Genomic DNA, 24,287 nt, shown 5'->3' with positions numbered 1-24,287 from the left:
GGGTTCATCGGTTGAACAGGCCTTTCAGTGCGTCTTTCAATTCAGGGCTGACCTTGTCACCGAGCTTCTCTTCGATGGTCTCGTTGAGCTTTTCTCCAGCGAGGCGGGCGGCGATCTTGCCGAGACCGTCGTTGTCGAAGCGGCAGGCCTTGGCGCCAAGCTCCAGCGGCCCGCGGCAACGAAGCGGCCATTCGATACCGACGTAACGTTCGTTGACCGCGCAGGCCGGATCGGGCATGGCGCCCTTGTCGCCCTCGATGACGATGCCGACGCGATAGTCCATGCCCAGCACGCGCAGGTCGACATCACCGTTGCCGTTTACCGTCAGGCCGGGAATGCTGGCCTTCAGATCCGGGTTGCTGGCCACGCCGTCGCGCAGGGTCAGGTTGCCCTTGAGTTCGCGGAACGGCGTGTCCTTGCTGCGCGGGTCGCTGGTCAGTGGCTTGCGATTCAGCGTGGCGATGGCGCGACAGAGTTGCTGTTCCAGATTGGCGTCGACCAGGATGCCATTATCGATGATGAAGCCGATCTTGCCGTTGAGGTTGTCGATCCAGGCCTTCTGGCTGTTGCCCTGACTGCGAATGTCGCTGTCCAGATTGAGTAGACCTTTGACCACCATTTTTTCGCCTTGGCTTTCGAGCAGGCGCTCGACCGGGACGCGAGCGAAGCGGGTCTGAGCGGTTATCAACGGTATTTGTGGGCGTACATCGAGGCTGGCCGAGGCTTCCACGCGACCGTTGTAATAACCGCCGCGCATGTCTTCCAGGGTCAGCAAGCCGCCTGCGCTGCGTGCCCGGAGCGCGAAGCTGTCGAGTGGCAGTTTCATTGCGGTGAGGCTGCCGATGTTCAGATTGATTCGGGCATCCAGACGGCGCAGCGTGGCAATCGGCAGGACCGAGGCTTCGCTCCAGGCTTGCTGCGTGGGCTTGTCCGGCAACGGTGTGGTGCCGCTGCCGATCACGGCGGCCTCGGTGGCCTCTACCTCGCTCTGGCGGGCGGCGCCGGATGCATCTTCCTGGCTTGGCGGTGGCAGATAGCGGTCCAGATTCAGCTGGTCGCCCTTGAGGTCTACGCGCAGCGCCTGTTTGGCGAAATCACTGATGCCGATCTGCCCGGTAAAGGTGCTGCCGTCCAGTTTCAGGTCGAGTTCTTCGAGGGTCAGGCTGGTCGGCGTCCCGGTCAGGCGGGTGACCAGTTCGGCCTTGCCCAAAGCCGTTTTGTCGGCCATGGGCGGGAGTTGTTGGCCAATGCCTTCGAGGAACTCGCGCAGATTGAACTCGGCGATGGACAGCGTACCGGCGAGCTTCGGCTGCTCCTGCAGATCGCGCACCTTCAATTCGCCAAGGCCGCGCAATTGGTTGGCGGTGAACTTGAGGCCGGTCCACTCGGCGATATCCGCCGCCCGGTCGACGAGCAATTGACCCTGCGCGCTGAAAGATAGCGTCTTGCCTTCCAGAGGTTCGCCCGAGGCTTCGCCGCTCAGGCGCAGGTTCTCGAACTGATAACGCTGCAGTTCGTTATCGAAGCGCAGGTCGCCCTGCAGTTCGGTACGCGCCCGCATTACCGGCTGGTTGCTGCCGAAGAAGGCGTTGAGCTTGACCGGGATCGAGGTGGCTTCGCGGATGGCGCCCGTGCTGAGCTCGATACCTTCGGCGCTGAATTGCTGGCCGCTTTGAGCGTCGTGGTAGCTCACCCGGGCATCGCTGATGGTCAGGCTATCGATATCCAGCTGCAGCGGACGCCTTGGTTTTCCGGCTTGCGGCTCTTCATTCGCTGTCTCGGCCTGTTCCGCTGGGGCGGGTTCGCCGGGTTGCGCTTCGCCGCCGGCTGGCTGGCCTACGCCTTCCCAGTTGCTGCTGCCGTTTTCGTCGCGAGCCAGGGTCAGGTTGAGGCCATTGAGGGTGATGTCACTCATCTCCACTTCGCGGCTGAACAGCGGCAGCACCCGGACCGAGAGGCCGAGCATGCGCAGATCGGCGAACGGCTGCTCTGGCGTGCGCACGCTGGCCAGGGTGGTTTCGTGCAGTTCCAGGCCGAGCCACGGGAACAGGCTCCAGCCGATATCGCCGGCAATGTTCAGTTCCAGGCCGGCGTTGTCACGGGCAAGCGCGCGGATTTCATCCTTGTAATCGTTGGGGTCGAACAGATGAGTCAGGGCGAAGCCCAGTGCGACGAGGAGCAGCAGCAACCCGAGGATTACCAGGCCCAGGATCTTGCCGAGCGCTTTCATGACAGGTCCTTTGTTTTGGTATTTCAAAAGCAGCGAGTATAGCGCCACGAACGTCGGCTTTCGCCGCAGATGGCGTTGGAGTGGCTGTCTGCGCCTGGGTTCCTGTTATGGGGCGGAGCTAGATGGGATCCAGCGGCAGATGCGTCCTGGCGGCCAACGCCTGAGCTTCCAGATGCTCTCTCGGTGCGGCCAGGCGCAGGTCCGTTCCGGCTTCCAGGGCCAGGCGCAGGCTTTCCTCGAGTATCCGTTTGCCGACGCCGCGGCGGCGGGTGATCTTGCGCACGCAGAGATGCGACAAGCGCCAATGCGACGTGCCGCGCTGCAGCAGGGCGGCTCCGAGCAGGCGATCGTTGAAACGACCGGCGATCAGGCTGCGATCGGCCAGCCCTGCCTCGATCAGAGCCGTGGCATCCGCGTAGGGCGCCAACAGCCAGTCCGGGGCGTCGGCAAAGATCTTCGCAAGATCGATGCGATCCTGCGGGCTGGGCTCGGTGAGGGTTTCGACGAATACGGGCATGCTGACCTGACGCGCTGAATGGATGCCGGCAAGCATAACCGTGCCGGCTTTTCAGCGCACGACGGCTCGCGGTTCTGGCGATGGGCTGCTTCGTTGAGCGGTTGCGGGCGGTTTGCCGGGCGCGCGTGGTCGCTCCCCTGAACGCAAGACAGAGGCGCAGACCCGTTGGCGGCCGCCGAGCCGCCGCTCGCGTATCCCCGTAGGTTGGTTTGAGCCTATAATGCGGACCTTTTTTAGCCCCACGATCAGCGGAGCTGTCGATGTCCGAACGTACGGCATGCGTAGAGCGCAACACCCTGGAAACACAGGTCAAGGCCACCATCAATCTGGACGGCACCGGCAAGAGCCGCTTCGCCATTGGCGTGCCGTTCCTGGAGCACATGCTCGATCAGATCGCCCGCCACGGCCTGATCGACCTGGACATCGAGTGCCAGGGCGATCTGCATATCGACGACCACCACACCGTAGAAGATGTCGGCATCACCCTCGGCCAGGCGTTTGCCAAGGCAGTTGGCGACAAGAAGGGCATGACCCGTTACGGGCATTCCTACGTGCCGCTGGACGAAGCGTTGTCGCGCGTGGTGATCGATTTTTCCGGTCGCCCGGGCCTGACCATGAACGTGCCCTATACCCGCGCCACCGTAGGCGGTTTCGACGTCGACCTGTTCCAGGAATTCTTCCAAGGCTTCGTCAATCACGCCCTGGTCACTCTGCACATCGACAACCTGCGCGGGCACAACACCCATCACCAGATCGAAACCGTGTTCAAGGCCTTCGGCCGCGCGCTGCGTATGGCGCTGACGCTGGATGAGCGCATGGCTGGCCAGATGCCGTCGACCAAGGGTTGCCTGTAATGCAGACCGTAGCTGTCATTGATTACGGCATGGGCAACCTGCATTCGGTCGCTAAAGCGCTGGAGCACGTCGGCGCGGGCAAGGTGCTGGTGACCAGCGATGCGCAGGTCATCCGGGAAGCCGACCGCGTGGTATTTCCCGGCGTCGGCGCGATCCGTGATTGCATGGCCGAGATCCGCCGTCTGGGTTTCGACGAGCTGGTGCGCGAAGTCAGCGTCGACCGTCCCTTTCTTGGCATCTGCGTCGGTATGCAGGCGCTGATGGAGCGCAGCGAGGAGAACGGTGGGGTCGATTGTATCGGGCTGTTCCCGGGTCAGGTGCGCTTCTTCGGCAAGGATCTGCAGGAAGACGGCGAGCGCCTCAAAGTGCCGCACATGGGCTGGAACGAGGTCAAGCAGGCGGTCGATCACCCGCTCTGGCACAACATTCCGGACCAAGGCCGCTTCTACTTCGTGCACAGCTACTACATCGAGGCCGGTGACCCGCGCCACGTCGTCGGTCGCGGTCACTACGGCAAGGACTTTGCCGCGGCGCTGGCCGATGGCTCGCGCTTCGCCGTGCAGTTCCATCCCGAGAAGAGCCACACCCATGGCCTGCAGTTGCTGCAGAATTTCGCCGCCTGGGATGGCCGCTGGTAATGAGCCGGGCCAAGACGACGGCACCAGTACTGACGCTGGACCCCGCTCAGGAGCAGGCTGCGCAGCAGACCATCAAGCGTTTTCTCGAAGATCGTTTCGAGCTGGAGCTTGGCTCCTTCGAGGCGCAGGAAGTGCTTGATCTGTTTGCGCGTGAAATTGCTCCGCTCTACTACAACAAGGCGATTTTCGATGTGCAGACACACCTGAAAGACAGGTTCGAAAGCATCGAAAGCGACTTGTGGGCGCTCGAAAAGAGCTGACCTTTAACCGATTCCCGATTTGAACAGGTTCGAGCCATGCTGATTATCCCCGCAATCGATCTGAAAGACGGCGCCTGCGTGCGTCTGCGTCAGGGCCTGATGGACGACGCCACAGTGTTCTCCGACGACCCGGTGGCGATGGCTGCCAAGTGGGTCGAGGCCGGTTGCCGCCGTCTGCATCTGGTCGATCTCAACGGTGCTTTCGAGGGCCAGCCGGTCAATGGCGAGGTGGTCACGGCCATCGCCAAGCGCTACCCGAACCTGCCGATCCAGATCGGCGGTGGCATCCGCTCGCTGGAAACCATCGAGCATTACGTGCGCGCCGGCGTCAGCTACGTGATCATCGGTACCAAGGCGGTCAAGCAGCCGGAATTCGTCGGAGAGGCCTGCCGCGCCTTTCCGGGCAAGGTCATCGTCGGCCTGGATGCCAAAGACGGCTTCGTCGCCACCGATGGCTGGGCCGAAGTATCCAGCGTGCAGGCTGTGGATCTGGCGCGCCGCTTCGAGGCCGATGGCGTCTCGGCGATCGTCTACACCGACATCGCCAAGGACGGCATGATGCAGGGCTGCAACGTCGAAGCGACGGTGGCATTGGCTAATGCCAGCAAGATTCCAGTGATCGCCTCCGGCGGCATCCACAACATCGGCGACATCCAGAAGCTGCTCGACACCAATACCCCCGGCATCATCGGCGCCATCACTGGCCGCGCGATCTACGAGGGCACCCTCGACGTGGCCGAGGCGCAGGCGCTTTGTGATCTGAAGTTCAAGGACGAATAAACGTAGCGTGGGCGTAGCCCACCGTAATCGACGCACTCTTTGCACCCACCCTACGGGAACTCCGCTATGGCTTTGGCAAAACGCATCATCCCCTGCCTCGACGTGGACAATGGTCGAGTGGTCAAGGGCGTCCAGTTCGAGAACATCCGCGATGCCGGCGATCCGGTGGAGATCGCCCGCCGCTATGACGAGCAGGGCGCTGACGAGATCACGTTCCTCGACATCACCGCCAGCGTCGATAACCGCGACACCACGCTGCACACCGTCGAACGCATGGCCAGCCAGGTGTTCATTCCGCTGACCGTTGGTGGTGGCGTGCGCACCGTGCAAGACATCCGCAACCTGCTCAACGCCGGGGCCGACAAGGTCTCGATCAACACCGCCGCCGTCTTCACGCCCGAATTCGTTGGCGAGGCCGCTGATCGCTTCGGCTCGCAGTGCATCGTGGTCGCCATCGATGCGAAGAAAGTGTCCAAGCCGGGCGAAACGCCGCGCTGGGAAATCTTCACCCATGGTGGACGCAAGCCCACGGGGCTGGACGCGGTGCTCTGGGCGCAGAAGATGGAGGCGCTGGGTGCCGGTGAAATCCTGCTGACCAGCATGGATCAGGATGGCGTCAAGAACGGCTACGACCTCGGTGTCACCCGCGCCATCAGCGAGGCGCTGAGTATCCCGGTGATCGCCTCCGGTGGTGTAGGCAATCTGCAGCATCTGGCCGACGGCATCATCGAGGGCAAGGCCGACGCGGTATTAGCGGCCAGCATTTTTCACTTCGGCGAATACACCGTGCCGGAAGCAAAAGCCTATATGGCCAGTTGCGGCATTGTGATGCGTTGAGTCTGCTACCGATTCGATCGAGCAAACAACACTTAAAGGAACGCAACGGGCCATCCGTGCGGGAATAAAGGAATTAATGCCATGTTCAAATCCACGCTTCTTGCTTTAGCGACCTGTTTGATCTTGGGCACCACCGCCCAGGCCGCACCGGAGCAGATCGATCTGCTCACCGAAAATTTCCCGCCTTACAACATGGCCGTCGACGGCAAGAATTTCGCCCGTGACGAGAACATCAGGGGCATCGCTGCCGACATCATCCGCGAGATGTTCCAGCGCGCCGGCATCGATTACACCCTGACCTTGCGCTTCCCTTGGGAGCGGATCTACAAGATGGCTCTGGAAACGCCTGGCTATGGGGTGTTCGTGACAGCTCGGTTGCCCGAGCGCGAGGAGCTGTTCAAATGGGTAGGTCCTATCGGGCCGGATGACTGGGTGCTGCTGGCGCGCGGCGACAGCACCATCGAGGTCGACAGCCTCGAGCAGGCCCGGCAGTACCGGATCGGCGCTTACAAGGGCGATGCCATTGCCGAGCATCTCGTTGCACAGGGGCTGCAGCCGACCTTGGCGCTACGCGATCAGATCAACGTCGAGAAGCTGCAAAGCGGCGCGATCGACCTGTGGGCGACGGGCGATCCCGCGGGGCGCTTCCTGGCGAAGCAGCAGGGCGTGTCCGGTCTCAAGCGGGTGCTGCGCTTCGACAGCGCTGAGCTTTTCCTGGCGCTGAACCGGCAGGTGTCCGATGAGACGGTCGAGAAGTTACAGGCCGCTCTGGATCAAATGCGTGCTGACGGCACGATCAATACGATCACCGGCCGGTATTTCTGATCGGCCGCCTCGCTAGCTGCGTACATACATCGCAGACCGTTGGCGCTCCAGATGTGAGCGCCCCGCCGGTTCCCTGCGACCGAACAATCTCCTTCCCTTCTTAGTAAGCAAGCTTCGTGCAGGTTGGCGCCGCGAATGCGAATGCTGGCCAAATGATGTCTCAACCTGTGCGGTTCGTCCCAGTTCGGTGACGGTCTCCGTGCGTCTGGTTCCCCCGTTGCTACACATAACGGTGGCACGCATGACATCTGTTCATAGATGTCGGTGCGCCGCTTGGTATTAGCAGACGTAGGGGGAGGATCGATGAAACGAATTCTAGCGGCCGGCCTGCTGTTGCTCGCGGCCGCCTCGGCCAGGGCCGCATTGCCAGACGACTACAGAGTGGTGGTGCTGACGGAGAATTTCCCGCCGTTCAATATGGCGGCCGACGGCAAGAACTACGCAGCGGATCGCAACGTCAGCGGCATCAACGCCGACATCGTGCGCGAAATGTTCAAGCGTGCCGATATCGATTACAGCCTGACACTGCGCTTCCCCTGGGAGCGCATCTATAATCAGGTACTGGAAAAACCGGACCAGGGGTTGTTCTCCACCACCTATACGTCGGAGCGCGAACCACTATTCAAATGGGTCGGCCCGCTCGCCAGCACCGGCTGGGTGCTTCTCGCGCCGCCCGGCAGTCCGCTACGCCTGAGTTCGCTCGAGCAGGCCCGGCAGTATCGGATCGGCGCTTATCAGGATGACGCGGTCAGCCAGCACCTTGAGAGCAATGGTTTCGAGCCGATCAACTCGCTGCGTGACCAGGCGAATATCGGCAAGCTGCTCAAGGGGCAGATCGATCTGTGGGCGACGGCCGACCCGGTCGGTCCTTATCTGGCCAAGCAGGAAGGGGTAAGCGGGCTGGTAACGGCGTTGCGGTTCAACGATGCGCAGCTGTTTCTCGCGCTGAACAAGCAGACGCCGGACGATGTCGTGGCGCGGCTGCAAAAGGCGTTGGATGAGATGCGGGGCGATGGCTCCATCGACGCCATCATGCGTCGTTATCTCTGATCCAGAGCTGAGCGATAGATACCACGTGCGCCGTGGGCAACCATTGCGCGGTTGCCACGGGTAGCGATCATCTGTCCGATGTCCACCCAATCAATCCCCTGAGCCTGCAGACGCGGCAGTTCCCGCTCCAGCAGCGCCAGGGTGCTGGGGTGGGGGTGGCCGATGATCACCACTGAACCCTGCTTGCGCGCAAGCTCCAGGGCTGCGCGGAACTGCGCCGCAACGGCGTGAGGGCTGGGGTCGTCGTCGAGAAAAATATCACGTGACAGGCTGGCCAATCCGATCCGTTGAGCGGCGGCGGCTGCAACCGTTCCGGCATGGGTGCGGCTGTCGAGAAAGAACAGATGGCGCTGCTGCAGCTCGTGCATCAAGGCCGCCATCGGCTGCGCTCGAGCGGTCATCAGGCTGCCCATGTGGTTGTTTACACCGCTGGCATGGGGAACCTTTGCCAGTGCGCTGTCCAGTCGGTTTGTCAGCTCCGTCGGCCCCAGCTGCGGCTGCCAGGCGTAAGGGCCATCGGCCGGAGCCATGGGCAGATGCAGTATGACCGTCTTGCCTGCCGCGTTGGCCCGTTCGGCCAGCGGCGTGGCGTGGCGGCTGTCCGGCAGGATCGCCATGGCCACCGGGCCGGGCAGTGCCAGAACACGACCGTCACGAGCAGCGTTCTGACCGAGGTCATCCATTACCAGGGCTAACTTCGGCATTCGCGAAAGGGTAGTCAGGCGCTCCGAGTCGCCTGTTGCATCCGCGCCCGGAGCGCCGATTACCAGCAGCGGTGTTAGGAGTCCCACCAGCAGGACGGCAAGTCGGGACATCCTACTGGCCGCGGGTGAGGTTCAACCCCTTGAGCAGATTCAGTGCCTGGCCGAGCTGGAAGTCTTCGTCCTGCGGGCGTGGTGAGTCGCTGACGACCTGGGTGCTAGTGGGGCGTTCCGGGCCGCCGTTACCGTTGCCCAGATGGCCGGCCAGATCCGCCTCGCGTACGCCTTCGACCGCCTGCTCGCGGGTGAACTTGGCGCGGGCCACCTGGATATCCGGCTCGATGCCCTGGGCCTGGATGGAGCGGCCGTTGGGGGTGTAATAAAGCGCCGTGGTGAGCTTCAGCGCGCGGTCGTTGTTCAGCGGTAGGACGGTCTGCACCGATCCTTTGCCAAAGCTGTCGGTACCCATTACGACGCCACGCTTCTGGTCCTGCAGGGCGCCGGCGACGATCTCCGAGGCCGAGGCGCTGCCGCCGTTGATCAGCACCACCAGCGAAACGCCCTCGCTGGCATCGGCTGGATCGGCACTGAAACGCAGCTCGGAATTGGCGATGCGGCCTTTGGTGTAGACGATCAGGCCATCAGTGAGGAAGTGATCGGATACTTCCACCGCGGCCTGCAGCACGCCGCCCGGGTTGTTGCGCAGATCGAGTACCAAGCCGTTGAGCTTCTTGCCGTTTTCCTTGCGCAGGCGCGCCAGAGCCTTGCCAACTTCCTCGCCGGTATTGATCTGGAACTGGGTGACGCGCAGATAACCGTAGCCGGGCTCGAGCATCTGGCTCTTCACACTGGTGACCTTGATCACCGCGCGGGTGAGTTTGACCGTGAAGGGTTGGCCGCCCTCGCGTACCAGCGACAGCGAAATATCGCTGCCCGGCTTGCCGCGCATCATGCCAACGGCGTCCATCATCGACATGCCCTTGGTTGGCTTGTTATCGATCTTGACGATCAGATCGCCCGCCTCGATACCGGCCTTGGATGCCGGGGTGTCATCGATTGGCGATACCACCTTGATGAAACCGTCCTCCATCCCGACCTCGATCCCGAGACCACCGAACTCGCCGCTGGTGCTTTCCTGCAGCTCGGCAAAAGCTTCGGGTTCCAGATAGGCCGAATGCGGATCGAGGTTGCTGAGCATGCCTTTGATGGCGTTTTCCAGCAGGGTCTTGTCGTCGACAGGCTCGACATAGGCGGCCTTGATACGGTCCAGCACCTCGGCGAAGGTTCGCAACTCGTCCAGTGGCAGCGGCGCCTTGCTGGTCGAGCTTCCCAGTGAAATGGGTTCCGCCAGCTCCGGGGGCGGTTGCTGGGCCCAGGCGCTTCCGTAAGTCGCCAGCAGGAGGGCCAGGGACAGGGCGGATGGTTGGGCGAAACGGCGCAGGTGCAGCATGTCTGACTCCAGTGTGAGGGCGCGCTAGCCGGCTTATCCTTGCGCGCGGCACCATTGTGCCGGATCGCTTGGGCGACCCTGTTGACGAATGGCGAAATACAGTGCGGCAGATTCCTGCCCGCCACTGGTTCCTACGGTGGCGATCGGATCGCCGGCCTTGACGATTTCTCCGGCGTCGCGCAGCAGGCTCTGATTGTGACCGTACAGGGTCAGATAGCCGTTGCCGTGATCCAGAATCACCAGTAGGCCCGCGCCGCGCAGCCAATCGGCAAATACCACTCGGCCGCCATGCACGGCGCGCACTTGGCTACCCAGGCCTGCACCGATCAGCACGCCGTCCCACTTGGTTCGAGCGTCGCCGCCGCGTGGAGTGCCGTAGCGAGCGACCAATCTTCCATCCACCGGCCAGGGCAGCTTGCCCTTGGCGCTGGCGAAGGGTCCGCCAAAATTGCCGCCGGCACTTGAAACGGTGGGGCCGGTTGCTGCCGGAGCGGCGCTCCCGGCCTGCTGGCGTCGTGATTGTTCCTCGCGAGCCAGCGCAAGGGCGCGCTGACGCGCCTGTTCGGCTTCACGCGCCTGGCGCGCCAGGGTTTCCTCGATGGTCTTGAGTACGCGTTCGAGCTGCGCCTGCTCCTGTTTACGGGCCTTGAGCTTTTTATCACGGCTGGAATAGTCGCGGTCGAGTTTGGCCAGCGCCAGCTGACGCTCTTTGCTCACTTCGGCGAGTTGGGCGCGTCGTTCCTTTAGCCCGTCCTGCTGCTCGGCGAGGGTCGCCTGCTGCGCCTCGATGCCGGCTTCGACGTTGGCCAGCTGGCTGAGTGTTTCGTTGAAATTGGCGACCTGCTCGAAACGAGCTTTGCTGAGGTAGTCGTAATACGTCAGGGTGCGGCTGAATTTTTCCGGGTTCTGTTGGTTGAGCAGCAGCTTCAGGTATTCCTGACGACCGCTCTGATATGCAGCGCGCGCCTGAATGCCAATCAGGCGCTGCTGCTCGATGCGAGCGCCTTCGAGCGTGGTCTTCTCTTCGTTGAGCCGTTCCAGCTCCGCTTCGCTGCGGTCGATTTCCTGTTGCAGCGAGTCGACCTGCTTTTCCAGCTGGCCCATCTCGCTTTCGGTGGTTTGCAGCTGCTTCTGGACAGTGGATTTCTCCTGCTCGATCTGCTTGAGCAGCTTTTGCAGTTCGGCTACGTCCTGGCGGGCCGCTTCGATCTGTTTGCGAGCGTCGGCGCGCTCGTCCGCCATGGCCGAGCCGAGCAGGCAAAAAAACGCGAATGCGAGAAGAATACGAGGCATGAGAGGGTGTAACCGAGCGATCAACGACCGCCGTAGTATGCCTAAAAAAGCAGCCGGAAGCTTGAAGCCTAAGCTGGAAGCAAGAGCTTGGCTTCCAGCTTCCAGCTTCCAGCTTCCAGCCCTTCAGTCTTTCAGTTCGACGATCGAGCGCCCGGTCATCTCCGCTGGCACTGGCAGGCCGAGCAGCGTCAGCATGGTCGGGGCCACATCGGCGAGCACGCCGCCTTCGCGGATCGTCAGGTTGCGCTTGCCGTAATAAATGAACGGTACCGGTTCGCAGGTGTGGGCGGTGTGAGCCTGGCCGGTCATGGCGTCTTCCATCTGCTCGACGTTGCCGTGATCGGCCGTGATCAGCGCCTCGCCGCCCACCTTGTCCAGTGCTTCGACGATGCGTCCGATGCACTTGTCCAGACATTCGACAGCCTTCACCGCGGCATCGAACACGCCGGTATGGCCGACCATGTCGCCGTTGGCGTAGTTGACGATGATCACGTCGTGGCGCTGGTTCTCGATGGCATCAACGATGCGATCGGTCACCTCAGGTGCGCTCATTTCCGGTTGCAGGTCATAGGTGGCGACCTGTGGCGACGGAATGAGAATGCGTTCTTCGCCGGAAAAGGGTTCTTCGCGGCCGCCGGAGAAGAAGAAGGTGACGTGCGCGTATTTCTCGGTCTCGGCGATGCGCAGCTGGGTCTTGCCGTTGTTCGCCAGGTATTCACCCAGCACATTGGTCAGCGCTTCCGGCGCGAAGGCGGACGGTGCGGGAATGCTTGCGGCGTACTGGGTGAGCATGACGAAACCGGCCAGCTGCGGGGCTCGGACACGCTGGAACTCGTTGAAACCGGGCTCGACGAAGCAGCGGGTCAGTTCGCGGGCCCGGTCGGCACGGAAGTTCATGAACACCACGGCATCGCCGTCTTCCACGCGTACCGGCTCGCCGATGCCGGTGGCTTTGACGAACTCGTCGCTTTCGCCGCGCTCGTAGGCGGCGATCAGGCCGTCCACCGCGTAGTCGGAGCGATAAGCCGCGGCGCCCTCGACGATCAGGTTGTAGGCCTGCTGGACGCGATCCCAGCGGTTGTCCCGATCCATGGCGAAATAGCGGCCAATCAGGCTGGCGATGCGGCCTTTGCCCAGGCGGGTGAAGGTGCCCTGTAACAGTTCGATCGAGTGCTGTGCGCTTTTTGGCGGGGTGTCGCGACCGTCGAGGAACGCGTGCAGGTAGATATTCTCGGCGCCGCGCTTGGCCGCCAGCTCGGCCATGGCGACCAGATGATCCTGATGGCTATGGACGCCGCCGTCGGAGAGCAGGCCGAGGATATGCACCGCCTTGTTGGCAGCCACGGCCTTGTCGACCGCTGCGCAGATGTTCGGGTTTTCGAAGAAATCGCCATCGCGGATGGATTTGGTGACGCGGGTGAAATCCTGATACACCACGCGGCCCGCGCCCAGATTCATGTGGCCCACCTCGGAGTTGCCCATCTGGCCGTCCGGCAGACCGACGTCCATGCCGCTGCCAGAGATCAATCCGTGCGGCTGCGTCGCGCGCAAGCGGTCATAGACGGGCTTGTTAGCAGCGTGGATAGCGTTGAATTCCGGGCTGTCGCTATGTCCGAAGCCGTCGAGAATCATCAATACGAGAGGTTTGGGCGCGGCGGGCATCTACTTGGCTCCTTGTACGAGGGCGCAAAAATGGTGGCCAGTCTACTGATTGGCCGGTTTATGGTCACGATTGGCAGGCCGTTAAAGGATCACTGCGCTCGGCTACGCAGCGTCGAGTGAGCTCCGAACGCTCATGGCGACACTGCGCGTTTTGACTCTCTACTCGCTAAAGCCAGCCCTTCGGGCCAGCCGGGAGCTGTCATTCAACGGTCGTTTCGCCCGGTCTAGCCACCGATTGCGACATTTTTCAGCGGCTTGCAGCAGGGTTCAGCCTGGGAGAGGGGCTGTGTATACTGGCCCGCATTTTATCCTCCGGGTACCCTTTTGATGGTCGCTAACCTGATTGAATTTGTCTCTAACCACTATGTTCTAGTCAGCATCTTTCTGGTGCTGCTGGTTCTCTTAGCTGTCACCGAAGCGCGTAAAGGCGGCAAAAGTCTGAGCAATCGCGAGCTGACCGCTCTGGTCAACCGCGACGAAGGCGTGGTGTTGGACGTGCGCGCTAAGAAGGAGTTCGATGCCGGCCACATCGTCGATTCATTGAACATTCCCTACGAGAAGCTGGTCAGCCGAGTAGGCGAGCTGGAAAAGCACAAGGCCAAGACGATCGTCGTCGTCGATGCCATGGGTCAGCACGCCGGAACGGCCTGCCGTGAGCTGCAGAAGGCAGGCTTCAATGCCGCCAAGCTGTCCGGAGGGATTTCCAGCTGGCGCGGCGAGAATCTGCCAGTGGTCAAGTAACTATGCCTAAAGTCGTCATCTATACCACCGCCTGGTGCCCGTTCTGCATTCGAGCCAAGGGTCTGCTCGATCGCAAGGGCGTCAGTTACGAGGAAATTGCCGTCGACGGCAAACCCGCATTGCGCTCGGAAATGGCAAGCAAGGCCGGACGTACCTCTGTACCGCAGATATGGATAGGCGATGCGCATGTCGGCGGCTGCGATGAACTGCACGCGCTGGAGCGGGCAGGGCGGCTGGATGCGATGCTGCAGGCATGATCCGATTTCAGGCCTGTCGGACGGCCGACGAGCGTCGGTGCTGACAGGGCGATTACCACACGACATGCACAACAAGAAGGTTTCACATGACTGAACAAGCAAACAACGGCGCGGCTGCTGGTCAGGAAGAGCAGGGCGCGCAGTTTTCCCTGCAGCGGATCTATGTCCGTGACCTCTCCTTCGAGGCGCCCAAAAGCCCGGAGATCTTCCGTCAGGAGTGGAATCCGAGCGTTGCGCTGGATCTGAACACCAAGCAGAAGTCGCTCGAAAACGACTTCCATGAGGTTGTGCTGACGCTGTCAGTGACCGTCAAGACCGGTGAGGAAGTGGCCTTCATCGCCGAGGTTCAGCAGGCCGGCATCTTCCTGATCAAGGGCCTCGAAGCCCAGGCCATGAGCCACACCTTGGGCGCCTTCTGCCCGAACATCCTGTTCCCCTATGCCCGCGAAGCAATGGACAGCCTGGTGACGCGTGGCTCGTTCCCGGCGCTGATGTTGGCACCGGTGAACTTCGACGCGCTCTACGCTCAGGAAATGGCTCGCATGCAACAGGGCGGTGACGCTCCGGTTACTGCCCACTGATAGCTCCCTCGCTTCACTCTGCAGCAGCCCGGGTGGATGTACACGACATCCACCCTACGCTTGTTTCCAATTCGCGTTAACGCACCTTCACGACCAGTTTGCCAACAGCTCGGCGCTGGGCCAGGGTATTGATCGCGTCAGCGGTTTGCTCCAGCGCGAAAGTCTGCGAGACCAGAGGCTTGAGCTTGCCTTCGGCATGCCAGGCGAACAGTTGACGGAAGTTGGCCGCGTTGTCATGCGGCTGGCGCTGCGCGAAGCTGCCCCAGAACACGCCTATCAGCGAAGCACCCTTGAGCAGCGGTAGATTCGCTGGCAGCGAGGGGATATCTCCTGCGGCAAAACCGACCACCAGCATGCGGCCGTTCCAGGCAATGCTGCGGAAAGCCTCTTCGAACAGCTTGCCGCCTACCGGGTCGTAGATCACGTCCACGCCCTGGCCGCCGGTGAGTTCTTTCAGACGATCCTTGAGGCTGGTCTCGGTGTAATTGATCAGCTCGTCGGCGCCTGCCTTTTTTGCGATTTCGAGTTTCTCGGCAGTGGAAGCGGCGGCGATGACCTTCGCCCCCATCGCCTTGCCGATCTCCACAGCCGCCAATCCGACGCCGCCCGATGCGCCCAGCACCAGAAGCGTCTCTCCGGGTTGCAGGTTGGCGCGCTGAGTCAGTGCGTGCATCGAGGTGCCGTAGGTCATGCTGAAGGCTGCCGCCGTCTCGAAATTCATCTCTGGAGGAATCGGCAATACGTTGTTACCCGGCACGGCAACCTGCTCGGCAAAGCTGCCCCAGCCTGTCAGGCCCATGACGCGGTCACCGACCTTCAGATGGGTGACCTTCTCGCCGACGGCGGCGACGACACCCGCAGCCTCGCCACCCGGTGAAAACGGAAACGGCGGCTTGAACTGATATTTGCCTTCGATCATCAGCGTGTCCGGGAAGTTGACGCCGGCGGCATGCACGTCGAGCAGTACCTCGCCTTTTTTGATCTGCGGGCTGGCGGCTTCTTCGATGACGAGGTTTTCGGCCGGGCCGAACTCTTTGCACAGGACAGCTTTCATCAGGTTTCCTTTTGTCGTTTGGCTGAGCGTGGCCGTTTAGATGTGGGATCAGTCTAGAAGTCTGCACGCGTGGTGCAATGAGCATGGTCCGCCCTGATGGCGATACATAAGGCCAGGCTTGGGTCTGTGCCGGGCACTGGTTATGCTGGCGGCGTATCCCTTGGAGTAACCCCCGTGACGCGCATTCTTTCTGTAGTTCTCGCTCTTTGCATGGCGCTGCCGGCGCTTGCGGAAACATCCGAAGCCGACGCCGATGCGGCGGCGGTGAAAACCATTTATTACGCGCTGGTGCCTGCGTTGGTGGGTAACTACGGCTCTGATGGCAGGCTGAAGTATTACAAGGCCGATATTGCGTTGCGCGTCAGCGGCGCTGAGGCGGAAGCCAAGGTCAAGCATCACGAGCCATTGATCCGCAACCAGTTGGTGACGCTGTTTTCGCAGCAGACCGATGCCAGCCTCTCGACGGTCGAGGCCAAGGAGGCCCTTCGGCAGGAAGCGCTCAAGCAGGTGCAGGCGGTCCTCACGCAGGAAGAAGGCAAGCCGCTGGTGGACGATCTGCTGTTCAACAACCTGATCGTTCAATAGCCGCCGCAACGGGCCGTCTGGCTCAGCGCATCGCCAGGATGGTTTGCCACTCGCTCTCGCTGACGGGCATCACCGAGAGCCGACTGCCCTTCTGCACCAGCGGCATTTGCGCGAGCGCCGGTACCGCCTTCAGCCGAGGCAGCGTAAGCGTGGCGGCGAAGCATTCGACGAAGCCGACATCGACTGCGTTCCAGGGGTTCTTCGCCTCGTTGGCCTTGGCGTCGAAGTAAGGGCTTTGCGCGTCGAGCGCGGTCGGGTCTGGGTAGGCCGCGCGCGTGATGCTGCCGATTCCAGCGATGCCTGGCGTTGCGCAACTCGAGTGATAGAAGAAGAAACAGTCACCTTCGGCCATCTGGCGCAGGAAGTTGCGGGCCTGGTAGTTGCGAACGCCATCCCAGCGCCCCGTCCCTAGTTGCTGCAGATCCTGAATTGAAAACTCATCGGGTTCGGACTTCATCAGCCAGTACGGCATGGTCTTTGCTCATGTCAATTTCGTTCGGAAGGGTTCTTGACGCCATTCCCCGACAACCGGTCGCAGGGCTGTTTGCGCTGCGCCGGGGCTTGGCGGAGAATGCCGCGCTTGAGATGGGCATTGTCGAGTCTGGAAAACGAAAACGATACTGACTCGACGGCAACTATTCGCCTGGCAGGGGGAGGCGAAATACTATGAAACGCAAACCAGATATTCTTTGGGTCCTGGTGCTGATTTTCGGTCTCGGCGTCGTAACTACGGGCTATACCCAGGGATTATGGGAACGACCGGATGACAGTTCTTCGATGGTGCCGATCAGCCACTCGCAACAACTCCAGCGCTGATTCGATGGGCCGCATGGATGCGGCCGTTGCCCCAGTTTCAATGCCTTCCGTTTCACTTCGCATACCAGCCCTGGTCCGTCACTGTCGCTTGCAGCGGCACATCCCAGCGAGCAAGAGGAAGTCGGTCGACTTTCTGGCAATCATGGGCGAGCCCCAATAGCGTCGGTTTGTGACCATTTTTGCGCCTGCTACGATACGCCAGGCTGCGATCGTAAAAACCGCCCCCCATCCCCAAGCGACCGCCGTGCTCGTCGAATCCCACCAATGGCATCAGCACCACATCGAGCGTCCAGATCGGTCGCTGCCGTGCGGGCCGAAAACCCGGCTCGGCAATGCCGAAACGGTTCGGCTTCAGATGCTCGTTCGGCTTGATGCGCTGGAAGGCCATGCGGGTGCGCGGCCAGGCGTTCAATACGGGTAGATAAGTCGCCTTGCCGCGGCGCTGCGCTTCCAGCAAAAGCGCACGAGGATCGATTTCGCCGTCGTTGGGCAAATAAAGCGCGATGTGGCGGGCGCGACGAAACAGTGGGTGCTGGGCCAGCTGTCGATAGAGATTCTTCGCAGCCTGGCGTTGTTGGATGGGAGAAAGCTGACGGCGCGCTTGCCGCAGTTGGCGTCGCAGCGCCGGGCGTGAAAGGCCGGTGGCTACGATCATGAAATAAGGCTCCCCAGCATGCCGCTGCCCGCGTAGGCCCTTGAACCCGAGAGTTCAAGGTGGCGACTACAGAGTACCTTAAGGCTTTCCGTCAGGCGGACATGCACACCGGCACTACGTGTAGCCTCCATGGTGTTGCTTATCGGGAGAGGGTCATCGCCGACTGGCGAACATGCCAGGGAGTTGCCGGGATTATAACTCAATCTGCCTGCCGTTCATCGGTTACCGGAAGGGTTTGGATCGGCGGCCAATGCGCTGTCGACCCGCTCCAGCAAAACACGCACATGCTCACGCGCACTATTGGCTTCCGCATCGAGGCGATCGTGTTTGTGAAGCAGCTCGTGTGTGATGTTGAGCGCAGCCATTACGGCGACGCGGTCGGCGCCTATGACTTTACCGCTGCTACGGATTTCACGCATCTTGCGGTCCAGGTAGTGGGCGGCGCCTTCAAGATTGCTGCGTTCTTCGGGCGGGCAGGAAATGCAATATTCCTTGTCCATGATGTGCACGGTAACGGTGTTCGGCTGGGTCATGAGTCCTGCTCCAGGGCTTTCAGGCGCGAAATCATCGCTTCGACCTTCACCCGCGCCATTTCGTTCTTCTCGATCAGATGAGCGCGCTCTTCGCGCCATGTCTGCTCGCTGTGAAGCAGCAAGCGATTCTGCGCCTTGAGTTGCTCGATGTGCTGAATCAGCTGTTCCAACTTGGCGGTCAGCAATTTCAGGTCGGCGTCTTCCATGGGATTCCCGGGGTAAATGGCGCGAGCGTTGGGCAGTCCGGCTTCGATGGTCTTGGCTCGCGTGCCGATGCTAGGATACGAGGCCTTCATTCTAGACATTAGCGCCGCCGCGCGCCTAGCCGCCATGCCCATTCAGAACTCGCCGTACGCTGCTTTCGCCACCTTGCTGGCCAGTAGTGCTCAATCTGTCACACCTGCCGAACTGCACGGCTTTCTGCTCGGGCGCAGCTGCGCCGGGGCTGGTTTCGATTCCGAATCCTGGCTGGCCGATGCCGCCGAGTTGCTCGGCTCCGCTCCCGAAGAATCGGTGCGCCAAGCGCTCATCGGCCTGCAGGAGATGGTCAAGGGCGAGCTCGCCGGTGATGACATCGCTATCGTTTTGCTGTTGCCGTCGGACGATGCGCCGCTCGCCGAGCGCGCGCTTGCCCTGGGCCAGTGGTGCCAGAGTTTCCTGGCTGGCTTCGGCCTGGTCGCCAGTGATCGCGCGCTGAGCGGCGAGGCCATGGAAGTCCTGCAGGATCTGGCCGCTATCGCGCAGATCCAGGATTCGCTGGACGAGTCCGAAGATGGTGAGAGCGATTACATGGAGGTCATGGAATACCTGCGCGTCGCGCCGTTGCTGTTGTTCACCGAGTGCGCCAAGCCAGTGCCGCCGGCACCCAAGCCTTCCCTGCATTGAGGACCGTCCGCCCATGACCCGCATCCCGAAATCGGAATACGCCCGCCGGCGCAAGGTGCTGATGGCGGAGATGGAACCCAACAGCATCGCGATCCTGCCGGCCGCGCCGATGTACATCCGCAACCGCGATGTCGAGCACATCTACCGCCAGGACAGTGATTTTCAGTACCTTTCCGGCTTTCCCGAGCCGGAAGCGGTGATTGCGCTGATTCCCGGTCGCGAGCATGGCGAGTACGTGTTGTTCTGTCGCGAGCGCGACCCGGCTCGCGAGTTGTGGGACGGTTTGCGGGCCGGCCAGGATGGCGCCATCGCCGAATACGGCGCGGACGATGCCTTCCCCATCGGCGATATCGACGAGATTCTGCCGGGCCTGATTGAGGGTCGTTCGCGCGTCTATTACGCCATTGGCAGCAACCAGGAGTTCGATCACCGCTTGATGGAGTGGATCAACACCATCCGTTCCAAGGCTCGCCAGGGTGCACAGCCGCCGAACGAGTTCGTCGCCCTCGATCATCTGTTGCACGACTTGCGTCTGTACAAGTCGGCCAACGAAGTGAAAGTGATGAAGCACGCCGCTGAAATCTCCGCCCGTGCCCATATCCGCGCCATGCAGGCCAGCCGTGCCGGCCTCTACGAATACCACCTGGAAGCGGAGCTGGATTACGAGTTCCGCAAGGGTGGGGCGAAGATGCCAGCGTACGGCTCGATCGTCGCGGCCGGAAAGAACGCCTGCATCCTGCATTATCGCGAGAACGATGCCGCGCTCAAGGATGGCGATCTGGTGCTGATCGATGCCGGCTGCGAAATCGATTGTTACGCCAGCGATATCACCCGGACGTTTCCAGTCAATGGCCGCTTCTCGCCCGAACAGAAGGCCATTTATGAGCTGGTACTGGCCGCCAACGAAGAAGCCTTCAAGCACATCGCGCCCGGCAAGCACTGGAACGAGGCGCACGAGGCGACCGTTCAAGTCATCACCGCCGGGCTGGTCGAGTTGGGGCTGCTGGAAGGTGATGTCGACGAGTTGATTGCTGCCGAAGCCTACAAGCCGTTCTACATGCACCGCGCCGGTCACTGGCTGGGCATGGACGTACACGATGTCGGCGACTACAAGGTCGGTGGCGAGTGGCGCGTGCTCGAGCCCGGCATGGCGATGACCGTCGAGCCTGGCATCTATATCGCCGCCGACAATCAGGACGTGGCGAAGAAATGGCGCGGTATCGGCGTACGCATCGAAGATGATGTGGTGGTGACTCGCACCGGTTGCGAAATCCTCACCGGCGGCGTGCCCAAGGCCGTCGCCGAGATCGAGCAATTGATGGCGGCTGCCGCCGAGGTCGTGTGAGCATGAGCGCGCTGGCGATCATTGGCGGTGGACTGGTCGGTGCCAGCCTGGCGCTGGCGCTGCAGAAAGGTGCGAAGGCGCGTGGCTGGACGATTGAGCTGATCGAGCCGTTCGAACCGGGCAGCGAATATCAGCCGAGCTACGATGCGCGCTCGACTGCGCTGTCCTATGGCACCCGGCTGATCTACCAGCGTCTGGGCGTCTGGGAGCAGATTGCCCAGCGGGCCGAGCCCATCACCCAAATCCAGGTTTCCGATCGCGGCCGCGCTGGCGCTGCCCGGCTCGATGCCAAAACGGAGCATGTACCGGCGCTGGGATACGTCGTGGAAAACGCTTGGATCGGCCATTGCCTGTGGCAGGCGCTGGACGACGAGGTCGTGGTTCGCCGCTGCCCGGCCGAGGTCGAGCGCATGCAAGCGGTGGTCGATGGTTTTCGCCTGACTCTGACCGACGGCAAGCAGCTCGATTGCAACTTGGCCGTGTTGGCCGATGGTGGCCGCTCGGCGTTGCGCGAACAGCTCGGTATCGATATCAAGCGCACGCCCTATGGCCAGACCGCGCTGATCGCCAACGTGACGCCGGGCAAACCCCACGGCGGAAATGCATTCGAGCGCTTTACCGACGAAGGTCCGATGGCGCTGTTACCGCTGCAGGACAATCGCTGCGCGCTGGTCTGGACGCGCCCGGAACAGGACGCGGCACGCCTGGTTGCGCTCTCCGAAGCGGAATTTCTTGGCGAATTGCAGCAGGCGTTCGGCTATCGCCTGGGCGGCTTTCAGCAGGTTGGAGCGCGGCATCTCTACCCACTGGAATTGATCGAGGCCGAGGAGCAGGTTCGCTCCAGTTTGGTCGTATTAGGTAACGCCGCTCACAGCTTGCACCCGATCGCCGGCCAGGGTTACAACCTGTCGCTGCGGGACACCGAGGCGTTGGCGGCCGCGTTGTTGGCTAGCCCGGCACGACCGGGCGATTTGGCAGTGCTGCAGGCTTATCACCGGCAGCAGCGTTCGGATCAGTGGCTGACCGTGGGCTTTTCCGATCGGGTGACCCAGTTGTTCGGTGATTCGGGAAATTTATCCGTTGCCGGGCGCAATCTTGGTCTGCTGGGGCTGGATCTGCTGCCGCCGGCCAAGACGTGGTTCGCGCGGCAGGCAATGGGATTGGGCGTGCGCGAACGCTGAGACTTGGCGGAGCCGCCAACGTCGGCAGGACGGACCCTTGCGAACCAGACGCCAGCGATGCGCGCGAACCGGCAAGCAGACCCATTAGACATGCCGTAAGCCACAGGCTCGGCGCGCAGGAGAGCAGTAATGCAAGCGGACATCATCATCGTTGGCGCTGGGATGGTCGGCAGCACCCTGGCGCTGGCACTGCAAGACGCCGGTCTCACTATCAAGCTGGTCGATGCCGGTCCGCTGGACGTTCAGCCGTTCATTCCAACCGATCCCTTCGAGCCGCGTGTCAGTGCGCTGTCCGCCGCGAGCCAGCGGATCCTCGAACGCGTCGGTGCCTGGCCCGGAATTGTCGAGCGCCGCGTCAGCCCCTACCGCGACATGCATGTCTGGGATGGCTCTGGTACTGGCCAGATCCATTTTTCCGCTGCGTCGGTGCATGCCGAGGTGCTCGGCCACATCGTCGAGAATCGCGTGGTCCAGGATGCGTTGCTGGATGCCTTGAAAGGCTGCGATTCGATCGAACTGATTTCCGCACGTCTGGAGCAGCTGCGCCAGACCGAAAGCGGCTGGACCCTGACCCTCGATGATGGGCAGCAACTCAGCGCCGGCCTCGTGGTTGCGGCCGATGGCGCCAATTCAGCGGTTCGCCGTCTGGCTGGCTGCGAAACCCGTGAATGGGATTACCTGCATCACGCCATCGTGACCAGCGTGCGCTGTGCCGAGCCGAATCAGCAGACCGCCTGGCAGCGTTTCACCGACGACGGCCCGCTGGCATTCCTGCCGCTGCAGCGTGAAGGCGACGAGCATTGGTGCTCGATCGTCTGGTCGGTCACCGAAGGCGAGGCGCAGCGCCTGATGGCGCTGGATGACGAAGGGTTCCGTCAGGCGCTCGGGCGGGCTTTCGAACACCGCCTGGGCGAGGTGCTGGAAGTCGACCCGCGGTTGTGCATCCCGCTGCGTCAGCGGCACGCCAAGCGCTATGTGCAGCCTGGTCTGGCATTGATCGGCGATGCCGCGCACACCATCCACCCGCTGGCGGGGCAGGGCGTCAATCTCGGCTTGCTTGACGCGGCGGTGCTGGCTGAAGTGCTGCTCTCAGCAATCGGGCGCGGAGCGCCGCTGGGCGATCCGCGTGTACTGGCCCGTTTCGAGCGGCGCCGGATGCCGCACAACTTGAGCATGATGGCGGCGATGGAGGGCTTCGAGCGGCTTTTCCAGGCCGACAATCTGCCGCTGCGCTGGTTACGCAACGCCGGATTGAAAGGCATTCAGGCGCTTCCTGAAGCCAAGGCCATATTCGTGCGACAGGCCTTGGGCTTGAGCGGTGACCTGCCGGACTTGGCGCGGTTGTGATCGACGGATCGCCTTGATCCCAGGTGAATGACGCGAATTGTCGCGTTGAGAAAGTAAATGACATTCACTACTATTTGGCCTCTTTCACGGATACAAGAGGCATGACCCATGCAGGCAAGCAAAGGTTTACTCGCCGCTCTGACGCTCACCGCGCTGTCAGGCGCTGTGCAAGCTGCCGATGAAGTAGTGGTTTACTCCTCGCGGATTGACGAGCTGATCAAGCCTGTTTTCGATGCGTACACGGCGAAAACAGGCGTCAACGTCAAATTCATCACCGACAAGGAAGCTCCGCTGATGGCCCGTATCAAGGCCGAAGGCGAGAACACTCCGGCAGATCTGCTGCTGACGGTGGACGGCGGCAACCTGTGGCAGGCCGAAGAAATGGGCATCCTGCAACCGCTCGATTCGCAGGTTATTAAAGACAATATTCCCGCCCAGTACCGCTCCTCTACCGATGCCTGGACAGGCCTGTCGCTGCGCGCGCGGACCATCGTCTATTCGCCGGAGCGGGTCGAAGAGGGCGAGCTGACCACCTACGAAGCGCTGGCGGACGAGCGCTGGGAAGGCCGTCTGTGCCTGCGCACGAGCAAGAAGGTCTACAACCAGTCGTTGACGGCTACCCTGATCGAAACCCACGGTGCCGAGAAGACCGAAGAGATCATCAAGGGTTGGGTGAACAATCTCGCAACCGACGTCTTTGCCGATGACAACGCTGTGATTCAAGCGGTCGACGCGGGGCAGTGCGATGTGGGTATCGTCAATAGCTACTATTACGGCCGGCTGCATGCGCAGGATCCGAATCTGAAAGCCAAGCTGTTCTGGCCGAATCAGGAGGGCCGTGGCGTTCACGTCAATCTCTCCGGCATCGGGCTGACCAAGCACGCGCCTAACCCGGAAGCCGCGCAAAAGCTGGTGGAGTGGATGACGACCCCCGAGGCGCAGAGCATCTTTGCCGGCACTAACATGGAATTCCCGGCCAACCCGAATGTAGATCCGTCGGCGGAAGTGGCCGCGTGGGGCGATTTCAAGGCAGACACCATCCCGGTCGAAGTCGCTGGCAAGCGTCAGGCTGAAGCCATCATGCTGATGGATCGTGCGGGCTGGAGATAAGCAGCCATAAGCCACAGGCTGCAAGTAGAAGAGCCTCTGGCTTTCGGCACCAGCCGCTAGCCTGATTAGCTTGCAGCTTGCAGCTTGCAGTCCCGATATA

Annotated in this window: 28 protein-coding genes and 1 other RNA gene; 17 read left to right on the top strand and 12 right to left on the bottom strand. The window is 61.9% G+C overall.

All coding sequences use genetic code 11. The features are described 5' to 3' along the window. Positions 1–4: 4 nt before the first annotated feature. A complete protein-coding gene (locus tag GYM54_RS12430) occupies positions 5–2,230 on the bottom strand; it encodes an AsmA family protein (RefSeq protein ID WP_197445307.1) in 2,226 nt (741 codons plus the stop codon). A 118-nt stretch (positions 2,231–2,348) separates the two neighbouring features. Next, on the bottom strand, positions 2,349–2,747 hold the full coding sequence (panM, locus tag GYM54_RS12425) for an aspartate 1-decarboxylase autocleavage activator PanM (protein WP_197445376.1): 399 nt from the start codon (positions 2,745–2,747) through the stop codon (positions 2,349–2,351). Positions 2,748–3,007: 260 nt separating this feature from the next. On the opposite strand from panM, the gene hisB reads away from it, so the two are divergent. The 7 genes from hisB to GYM54_RS12390 all read left to right on the top strand — a co-directional run bounded on the left by hisB (position 3,008) and on the right by GYM54_RS12390 (position 7,991). Beyond that, positions 3,008–3,601 (top strand): imidazoleglycerol-phosphate dehydratase HisB, encoded by a 594-nt coding sequence (gene hisB / locus GYM54_RS12420; RefSeq protein ID WP_131651302.1) that lies wholly within the window; start codon positions 3,008–3,010, stop codon positions 3,599–3,601. Beyond that, positions 3,601–4,239, top strand: coding sequence for an imidazole glycerol phosphate synthase subunit HisH (hisH, locus tag GYM54_RS12415; protein ID WP_197445306.1), 639 nt, complete (start codon positions 3,601–3,603; stop codon positions 4,237–4,239). Before hisB ends, hisH begins: the two co-directional genes overlap by 1 nt. Beyond that, complete coding sequence (locus GYM54_RS12410; RefSeq protein WP_131651304.1) at positions 4,239–4,499, top strand: DUF2164 domain-containing protein; 261 nt, start codon at positions 4,239–4,241, stop codon at positions 4,497–4,499. Before hisH ends, GYM54_RS12410 begins: the two co-directional genes overlap by 1 nt. A 36-nt stretch (positions 4,500–4,535) precedes the next feature. Beyond that, positions 4,536–5,279, top strand: a complete 744-nt coding sequence (hisA, locus tag GYM54_RS12405; protein WP_131651305.1) for a 1-(5-phosphoribosyl)-5-[(5-phosphoribosylamino)methylideneamino]imidazole-4-carboxamide isomerase — start codon at positions 4,536–4,538, stop codon at positions 5,277–5,279. Between the two features lie 66 nt (positions 5,280–5,345). After that, on the top strand, positions 5,346–6,116 hold the full coding sequence (gene hisF / locus GYM54_RS12400) for an imidazole glycerol phosphate synthase subunit HisF (RefSeq protein WP_181103115.1): 771 nt from the start codon (positions 5,346–5,348) through the stop codon (positions 6,114–6,116). A gap of 81 nt (positions 6,117–6,197) precedes the next feature. Then, a complete protein-coding gene (locus tag GYM54_RS12395; RefSeq protein WP_197445305.1) occupies positions 6,198–6,941 on the top strand; it encodes an ABC transporter substrate-binding protein in 744 nt (247 codons plus the stop codon). Positions 6,942–7,244: 303 nt separating this feature from the next. Next, the gene (locus GYM54_RS12390) at positions 7,245–7,991 is read left to right on the top strand and encodes an ABC transporter substrate-binding protein (protein ID WP_197445304.1); all 747 of its coding nucleotides are present in this window, start codon (positions 7,245–7,247) and stop codon (positions 7,989–7,991) included. Here the strand turns inward: GYM54_RS12390 and GYM54_RS12385 are convergent. The 4 genes from GYM54_RS12385 to gpmI all read right to left on the bottom strand — a co-directional run bounded on the left by GYM54_RS12385 (position 7,982) and on the right by gpmI (position 13,097). Then, positions 7,982–8,806: a divergent polysaccharide deacetylase family protein gene (locus GYM54_RS12385; protein WP_197445303.1), complete on the bottom strand. Its 825-nt coding sequence runs from the start codon at positions 8,804–8,806 to the stop codon at positions 7,982–7,984. The genes GYM54_RS12390 and GYM54_RS12385 overlap by 10 nt on opposite strands. A gap of 1 nt (position 8,807) precedes the next feature. Beyond that, positions 8,808–10,142: a S41 family peptidase gene (locus GYM54_RS12380; protein ID WP_197445302.1), complete on the bottom strand. Its 1,335-nt coding sequence runs from the start codon at positions 10,140–10,142 to the stop codon at positions 8,808–8,810. 33 nt (positions 10,143–10,175) lie between these two features. Beyond that, the gene (locus tag GYM54_RS12375; RefSeq protein WP_197445301.1) at positions 10,176–11,435 is read right to left on the bottom strand and encodes a murein hydrolase activator EnvC; all 1,260 of its coding nucleotides are present in this window, start codon (positions 11,433–11,435) and stop codon (positions 10,176–10,178) included. 123 nt (positions 11,436–11,558) lie between these two features. Continuing rightward, positions 11,559–13,097, bottom strand: coding sequence for a 2,3-bisphosphoglycerate-independent phosphoglycerate mutase (gene gpmI / locus GYM54_RS12370; RefSeq protein ID WP_197445300.1), 1,539 nt, complete (start codon positions 13,095–13,097; stop codon positions 11,559–11,561). A gap of 327 nt (positions 13,098–13,424) precedes the next feature. Here gpmI and GYM54_RS12365 point away from each other — a divergent pair, with 327 nt between their 5' ends. The 3 genes from GYM54_RS12365 (at position 13,425) to secB (ending at position 14,676) form a co-directional block, all read left to right on the top strand. Continuing rightward, positions 13,425–13,838, top strand: coding sequence for a rhodanese-like domain-containing protein (locus GYM54_RS12365; protein ID WP_181103102.1), 414 nt, complete (start codon positions 13,425–13,427; stop codon positions 13,836–13,838). 2 nt (positions 13,839–13,840) lie between these two features. Further along, positions 13,841–14,095, top strand: a complete 255-nt coding sequence (grxC, locus tag GYM54_RS12360) for a glutaredoxin 3 (RefSeq protein ID WP_131651314.1) — start codon at positions 13,841–13,843, stop codon at positions 14,093–14,095. A gap of 86 nt (positions 14,096–14,181) precedes the next feature. Then, entirely contained in the window at positions 14,182–14,676 is a 495-nt protein-coding gene (secB, locus tag GYM54_RS12355; protein WP_181103100.1) for a protein-export chaperone SecB, read from the top strand. A gap of 76 nt (positions 14,677–14,752) precedes the next feature. Here secB and GYM54_RS12350 read toward each other — a convergent pair whose 3' ends face one another. Further along, positions 14,753–15,730 (bottom strand): NADPH:quinone oxidoreductase family protein, encoded by a 978-nt coding sequence (locus GYM54_RS12350; RefSeq protein ID WP_181103098.1) that lies wholly within the window; start codon positions 15,728–15,730, stop codon positions 14,753–14,755. Between the two features lie 210 nt (positions 15,731–15,940). Here GYM54_RS12350 and GYM54_RS12345 point away from each other — a divergent pair, with 210 nt between their 5' ends. Then, the gene (locus GYM54_RS12345; protein ID WP_256681259.1) at positions 15,941–16,315 is read left to right on the top strand and encodes a flagellar basal body-associated protein FliL; all 375 of its coding nucleotides are present in this window, start codon (positions 15,941–15,943) and stop codon (positions 16,313–16,315) included. 22 nt (positions 16,316–16,337) lie between these two features. Here GYM54_RS12345 and GYM54_RS12340 read toward each other — a convergent pair whose 3' ends face one another. Beyond that, positions 16,338–16,787 carry an EVE domain-containing protein gene (locus tag GYM54_RS12340; RefSeq protein WP_131651318.1) on the bottom strand — a complete coding sequence of 150 codons (450 nt, stop codon included), beginning with the start codon at positions 16,785–16,787 and terminating at the stop codon, positions 16,338–16,340. Positions 16,788–16,981: 194 nt separating this feature from the next. Between GYM54_RS12340 and GYM54_RS12335 the strand changes: the two genes are divergently transcribed. Then, positions 16,982–17,131 carry a hypothetical protein gene (locus GYM54_RS12335; RefSeq protein ID WP_165914258.1) on the top strand — a complete coding sequence of 50 codons (150 nt, stop codon included), beginning with the start codon at positions 16,982–16,984 and terminating at the stop codon, positions 17,129–17,131. A 52-nt stretch (positions 17,132–17,183) separates the two neighbouring features. Here the strand turns inward: GYM54_RS12335 and GYM54_RS12330 are convergent, their stop codons facing one another. From GYM54_RS12330 to GYM54_RS12315, 4 genes are all read right to left on the bottom strand, one after another. Beyond that, positions 17,184–17,786 carry a 5-formyltetrahydrofolate cyclo-ligase gene (locus GYM54_RS12330; RefSeq protein ID WP_181103094.1) on the bottom strand — a complete coding sequence of 201 codons (603 nt, stop codon included), beginning with the start codon at positions 17,784–17,786 and terminating at the stop codon, positions 17,184–17,186. A gap of 6 nt (positions 17,787–17,792) precedes the next feature. Beyond that, a non-coding RNA gene (gene ssrS / locus GYM54_RS12325) (6S RNA) lies at positions 17,793–17,971 on the bottom strand. A 30-nt stretch (positions 17,972–18,001) separates the two neighbouring features. Then, positions 18,002–18,319 (bottom strand): cell division protein ZapA, encoded by a 318-nt coding sequence (locus tag GYM54_RS12320; protein WP_131651320.1) that lies wholly within the window; start codon positions 18,317–18,319, stop codon positions 18,002–18,004. Next, entirely contained in the window at positions 18,316–18,525 is a 210-nt protein-coding gene (locus GYM54_RS12315; RefSeq protein ID WP_131651321.1) for a TIGR02449 family protein, read from the bottom strand. The genes GYM54_RS12320 and GYM54_RS12315 overlap by 4 nt, the downstream gene beginning before the upstream one ends. Positions 18,526–18,649: 124 nt before the next feature. Here GYM54_RS12315 and GYM54_RS12310 point away from each other — a divergent pair, with 124 nt between their 5' ends. From GYM54_RS12310 to GYM54_RS12290, 5 genes are all read left to right on the top strand, one after another. Continuing rightward, a complete protein-coding gene (locus GYM54_RS12310; RefSeq protein ID WP_181103092.1) occupies positions 18,650–19,204 on the top strand; it encodes a YecA family protein in 555 nt (184 codons plus the stop codon). A gap of 13 nt (positions 19,205–19,217) precedes the next feature. After that, on the top strand, positions 19,218–20,549 hold the full coding sequence (gene pepP / locus GYM54_RS12305) for a Xaa-Pro aminopeptidase (protein ID WP_181103090.1): 1,332 nt from the start codon (positions 19,218–19,220) through the stop codon (positions 20,547–20,549). A gap of 2 nt (positions 20,550–20,551) precedes the next feature. Next, entirely contained in the window at positions 20,552–21,730 is a 1,179-nt protein-coding gene (gene ubiH, locus GYM54_RS12300; protein WP_181103088.1) for a 2-octaprenyl-6-methoxyphenyl hydroxylase, read from the top strand. Positions 21,731–21,859: 129 nt separating this feature from the next. Next, a complete protein-coding gene (locus GYM54_RS12295) occupies positions 21,860–23,077 on the top strand; it encodes a 2-octaprenyl-3-methyl-6-methoxy-1,4-benzoquinol hydroxylase (protein WP_181103086.1) in 1,218 nt (405 codons plus the stop codon). A gap of 108 nt (positions 23,078–23,185) precedes the next feature. Further along, positions 23,186–24,187 carry an extracellular solute-binding protein gene (locus tag GYM54_RS12290; RefSeq protein WP_181103084.1) on the top strand — a complete coding sequence of 334 codons (1,002 nt, stop codon included), beginning with the start codon at positions 23,186–23,188 and terminating at the stop codon, positions 24,185–24,187. The last annotated feature ends 100 nt before the right edge of the window (positions 24,188–24,287 follow it).

The organism is Pseudomonas sp. MTM4 (genome assembly GCF_019355055.1).
GTDB lineage: Bacteria > Pseudomonadota > Gammaproteobacteria > Pseudomonadales > Pseudomonadaceae > Stutzerimonas.
This window is presented reverse-complemented; position numbering and strand designations above follow the sequence as displayed.